Below are 4,647 nucleotides of genomic sequence, written 5' to 3'. Positions count from 1 at the left end.
GCTTCCAAAATAAGATCCGTTTCTTCTATGGTAAGCATGAGTTTTAATTCTTTCATATGTATTGATGATTGATTTGAAAAATGTTCAGCGATCTTTGCTGGCCAATATTTCTTACTAAAATAATAATCATTTAGTACTTGCCACTTTTAAATGACCTATTTGGCGTATTTGTAGTAGTTTTAATTTCATACCGGTTGAAGCAAAATTCATTAAATATCTTATAATGAAACACTGTTTCGGTAATGATTGATTATCAATTGATTTTCTTTCTCAAACTATATTTTGTGATCTGATTTCAAAAACCAAACATATTTTCCATGCTAAAATTTCTGATGTATGTCCACTTCAATGAAGAAGAGGAAAATCATTTTTTGCAGCTCAAATAAATCGTTTAAATCTAGGAGATGCGCCAAAAATCTAATTTTAATAAGGATTGGTTTCACTATAATCAAATCTGATAAATATTTTCAATTAAGCTCCTCCAATCAAAGAAGTGAAAATGAAAAACTTTGGACATTGGTAGGTTTTCTGGTCAATTTTAAAATTGAAGGAACATAGTCGCATAAAGCCCTAGTGGGTAATAAAAAAAAGGTGTAGAAATTTCTACACCTTTTTTGTAATAAGAATTTAATATAATTGGATTTATCTTATTTGGAAATTTCCTTCTTCTATATCTTTAGGAGTTCCCCAGCCATACCAAAATAAATCTTCACAAGTATAATCCATAAGAAAATCCTGTGCTTCTTCAATGGTTTCAAAATTTCCAGGATAATACCAAATGGTATTGTAATGTTGATCAGCTGGCGCATTTTTCCCTTCTCCATTATCAGTCAAACGAAACCAAACGATGCTTCCTTCATTATACCAGACATTCATCTCATCTGGTGCTTGGGTAATGTACATAGCAACAACTGCTTCATTTCCTTCTGAATAGGCACACATTACACTTCCATGGACGTCGCCCCAAAAATTTGATTTCACTTCAACTTGTCCTTTTCCAGAAGTAGCATCTCCGTTAATGGCATTCAAAGATTTTTTCCAAGTATTATCTGAATCATTTGGGTACCAATCCATATGACCATTAATTGAAACGGTTCCATCGCCTTTTCTCGCATTGCTATTTGTAGCCTTACCATCTGCGAAGTTGGGTTGGACTTTTACCTGTTTCATATTACCGTCCAAATCAACGGTGTTTAAAATATTTGTGATTTTCAGTGTGGGGTCGGTTGGTTTATCAACCTCACTTGACATTTCGCATCCTGATATGATCAAAAGGAGTGCAATTGAGAATATTAATGAAAAATTTTTCATGAGTAAAAACGTTTAGTTGAAAATACTTATGTTTCAATTTAATATAAATACACATATTACTCAAATATTTAGTAGCTTTTTATATAATTTAAAATGCTTTTTTAAGTATTTTAAAGTTAGTTTACTTGTTATATTTTTAGATTTAAGATGAAAAAAAGAGTGATGGTTACTCCGGTGAATAGAGATTGAAAATTATAACATTAATTAGATTTTAGCGGTTTCTTGTTTCTTAATTGATAAATTTTCAATCCATTTTGAAAAAAAGTTGGGCCTTGTTTAATAATGTAAATGACCAAAAAAACATTTTTTACAACTTAATGTATCAAGCGAGTTGTGATCGGTAATTCCTTAGAAATGAGCCTTGATTTGACCATATTTCTAATAAAATAATGCGAATTATTTTAAGTTAAGAACCTAAAAGAATCTAATAATAACATCTAAGTTTATCACAGGCTATTTATTGGTATCGATGCGTACAAGTGCTAGAAAAGAGCTTCGATTTTCACTTCAAGTTCTCAGAATAGCATTCGAATATTGATATGTTCTTCTATTTATTACCTGTCAATCAAGGTTAAATACTAATAATTAAATATGATAATTCACTGAAGGTATTTTTTTGCTAAGGTTTTTCTTAATTTTAACCTAACCAAAAATTGTAAAAATCCTTTGTATTGATTTATTGATTTTTACTCAAAAAGTCTCTTAAATCTTCTTGTAAACGATGAATCCAATAATTGTGATTATCAATAAAATCGAAGTTAATACTACAGTTCTCCAAAAGATTTTATCAACAAGATTTTCAAGATTTTTAAAACCTAATTCAATGCTTTGGTTAGTCAATGCATTTAGTTCCAGAAAACTTGCTTCCCTTTGATAGGTTATTTGTTCATTTAATTCTGCGAGCACTATCGATCTTTCCTTTCTTATTTCGTCTAAAATAATACTTCGCTCTTGACGAATCGCCTCCAATACTGCGATTCGCTCACCTTTAATGTCCACAAATGCAGCAGTTCGTTGGTTGTCTATTATTTCGGGAGTCGATTCTGCTAGAATTACCATTCTATCAAACAGGCTGGAAAGTGAGTCAAATCGTTGATTTAAATCTGGGTTGGTCAAAACATTACTTAGTAAATATTCGGTTTGCCAGCGTACCTGCTTTGGAAGGATCTCCATATAACTATTAATATGTGAAGTCAAATCATCAAGACTTTCCGACATGTCTTTTGCAAGTCCTTTAAAAGTCACTTTTTCGAGATCCTGAATTTCAGTCAATAGAGGTATTGTGGATTTTCTGACAAAATAGGAACTCGAGATTGGGTTCTCTTCTGCAAAATCCATAACTAGTTTAGTACCATCAGAAATATCTCCATCTGGTACCAATTCCCGGCCTATTGTGAGCAAATCATTCCAGAGCAAATCCAAAGTTCCTATGGCAATGAATTGAAATTCCCCAAACAATTCTTTACCAGCCCCCTTTTCAAAATATAGTTTCATTTGATATGTAAATACTGCTATATCAATATAAGCGAGAAAAGGATCCCGACTGAATATCGAGCTCTGCGCGACAGGAATGGAGTTTATTTTCCAGATTAAGGCTTCCTTATCAATTGAGTTGTCCTGAGAAAGCCTCATAATACTGTCTGAAGACTCTGTAATGGTGCGTGTAAACCTCTGAAAAAAATCATCCATGGTCAATCTCAATCCAATTGGTGATATCTCAATGGTACCTCCACCCGGACCGGTTGATGTTATGGTATTTTTCTGTGCAAATGCGACTTGACTGTTAGATAAGAGGATAAGAAAAATAATCTTTAGAAAAGTTACTCTAAGAGGAAAAATTGACATAAAATCAGAATTTTCAAATACCATTGTTTAATCTTAAAATGTTAAAATTATTACTAATAACAGAGTCTAGAGTTTCTATCTCATTTTATTACTGTACTCTTAATTTAATGAATTTAAAAACTTCTGTCTTGATTCGGTACTTGAAGTAATAGTATTGATTTCAATTTTATTATTTGGTATTTCCACATTTTCCATATACTACTTCTTTTAATTTAACATTTTTACCAAAGCTCTCGACAAACCTATTTATACACTTTTAGCGTTGCAATTAACCCAAATAGGTCAAGTATATTCATCTTTGATAATCTTTATTTTTTATCTCCCCCTACCTCAACAAATACATTTTACCATATCCCTTTTTAAATGCCTTGTATCTGGCGATAGCTTGAATCCAACTAATTATCCGGATGAAATTTCACTCAAAGATCAATTTCAAATGGATATGGATAGAAAGGTGGGATCGAGCGTCAAAAATGCTTTGGAAAAGCATAGTCTTTAGAATTAAGCTAAGCTTTCTAATAGATAAGATTAAAAAAGTAATTCCTCTTTACTATTTCCCCTGTCCCAAATTATGGAATACTACCAAGCCATCCTTTCCAGCCACTGCGATATCCTTCCAACCGTCTCCATTTAGGTCTGCAACAGAAAAATACAATCCGCTACCTTTACCATCTCCTGCAGGACCATAACTGATGATATTCTTGCTAAAAGATTCTCCATTCCATTTGAAATAGTACAATCCCACATAATCCTTACCTCCTGGATCTCTGCCATTATGAGCGCGGTAGCGCTTTCCTGTTACTAATTCATTTTTTCCATCATTATCAATATCCACCCACTCCATCGTATGGTATTGAGATTGGTAAGGATCAATATCATGTTTCAAAAAGCTGATAGAATTATCAGACTTTTGCTGTTCCAACCAATACAAGCCAAAGGAATGTGCTTGTCCAACAATAATATCATTTAAGCCATCTGCATTTACATCTGCTATGATCATAGGGATACTTGCATCACCCAAGTTGAAATCTTCATGCAAGGTCCAAGTATCGGTTTTTAGATCCGAAGGAGCTTCCAGCCATCCTTCAGAAATTACCAGATCTTTTCTGCCATCTCCATTGATATCGCCCAAACCAAGTCCATGTCCATGCATGTCCGCTACGGGATACTTTTCGAATTGATCTGCACTGGTTTTTTTGTAAAAGGCCAGTGGTTTTCTTGGCGTGTTAGGAAAAATCTCCAAGACTCCATCATCATCTATATCCCAACTCCGAGTGGTTTCAATATTACCGGTTTTAGCGATTTCATGTACGGGCCATTCAGATCCATCTCCCGGGTTTTCTTTCCAGATCAAGGTTCCTTCAAACCAACCTCCTGTGATAAAATCCATTTTCCCATCTTCGTTGACATCCATGGGAATGGTGGAAAAATCCTCATAATACTCACCAAATCGCTTTACCTGACCGATCAGCGATCGATCGATAAACTCAG

3 protein-coding genes are annotated in these 4,647 nt (G+C 33.6%); all 3 read right to left on the bottom strand.

Going from position 1 to position 4,647, the window contains the following annotated elements; translation table 11 throughout:
• Positions 1-642: 642 nt before the first annotated feature.
• Positions 643-1,311 (bottom strand): hypothetical protein, encoded by a 669-nt coding sequence (locus tag Q0L68_RS16675; RefSeq protein ID WP_296705334.1) that lies wholly within the window; start codon positions 1,309-1,311, stop codon positions 643-645.
• A 702-nt stretch (positions 1,312-2,013) separates the two neighbouring features.
• A complete protein-coding gene (locus Q0L68_RS16670; RefSeq protein ID WP_296705333.1) occupies positions 2,014-3,156 on the bottom strand; it encodes a hypothetical protein in 1,143 nt (380 codons plus the stop codon).
• 550 nt (positions 3,157-3,706) lie between these two features.
• On the bottom strand, positions 3,707-4,647 hold a 941-nt coding region (locus Q0L68_RS16665; protein WP_296705331.1), incomplete at its 5' end, for a VCBS repeat-containing protein.

Origin of the sequence: Algoriphagus sp. (assembly GCF_024642405.1) — a bacterium.
In the GTDB taxonomy this organism is placed as follows: domain Bacteria; phylum Bacteroidota; class Bacteroidia; order Cytophagales; family Cyclobacteriaceae; genus Algoriphagus.
The sequence above is the reverse complement of the archived record's forward strand: the minus strand, read 5'-3'. Positions and strand labels throughout refer to the sequence as shown.